This is a genomic window from Amycolatopsis thailandensis, assembly GCF_002234405.1.
Taxonomy (GTDB): Bacteria; Actinomycetota; Actinomycetes; order Mycobacteriales; family Pseudonocardiaceae; genus Amycolatopsis; species Amycolatopsis thailandensis.
The window spans coordinates 1-770 of sequence record NZ_NMQT01000356.1; the positions used below are offsets into that span (position 1 = coordinate 1).

Annotated in this window: 1 protein-coding gene; it reads left to right on the top strand. The window is 64.0% G+C overall.

Annotated elements, in window-relative coordinates:
* A partial coding sequence (locus CFP71_RS42860) for a PIG-L deacetylase family protein (protein ID WP_093939489.1) occupies positions 1–661 on the top strand: 661 nt, incomplete at its 5' end.
* Positions 662–770: the final 109 nt, after the last annotated feature.

A 770-nucleotide genomic window follows, 5' to 3' on the forward strand; every position in this document is an offset into this window, starting at 1 on the left:
AGCGGAAGTGCTCGTCCACACCGTGTTCGCCGGGAGCGCGCCGCCCCCTTATTCGGCGGCCGCGGAACGGATGCACGCGATCTGGGGTCTCTCACCGGATGAGGACGCGACCCTCCTTCGCCGCGAAGAGGACGTCGCCGCGCTAGACCACTTAGGACTGTCCTATCGGCACGGACGGTTTCTCGACTCCATCTATCGCAAACGACCGGATGGCGAGTGGCTGGCGTCGCCGAGAGAAGGCGGCGCGAAAGTCGCCGTCGACGAACGCGCGCCGGGCGGCGATCTCGAACTCGTCGCCGAGATCAAGGCGGATGTCGAAGCGGTCATCGGGGATTTCGATCCCACGCTGATCGTGACCTGCGCGGCCATTCTCGATCATCCGGACAATCAGGTTTCCCGCGACGCCGCGCTGTTCGCCGCGTTCGAGAAGGGTATCCCGATCCGGCTCTGGGAAGACCTTCCCTATGTGACGAACAGGCCGGGTCCGGTCGAGTTGCCGCCGGGATTCCACCGTGGTGCCCCGGGATTCGGCGCGGTCGCCGAGGAGCTCCGGACACGGAAATTCGAAGCCGTGCGGTGCTATTCTTCCCAGCTGGGAATGCTCAACGGACGTAACAAGAACATGTTCGACCGAATGGAAGATCGGAAGAGCGACGTGTAGGGCAAGCGTGTAGCTCCCGGCGCACGGCGCTTCACTAACAACAAAAGCTACCACTCGCCCACCACTTCCTCTCCACCCCTCACCAGCCACCCCCACACCCTACCGCCCA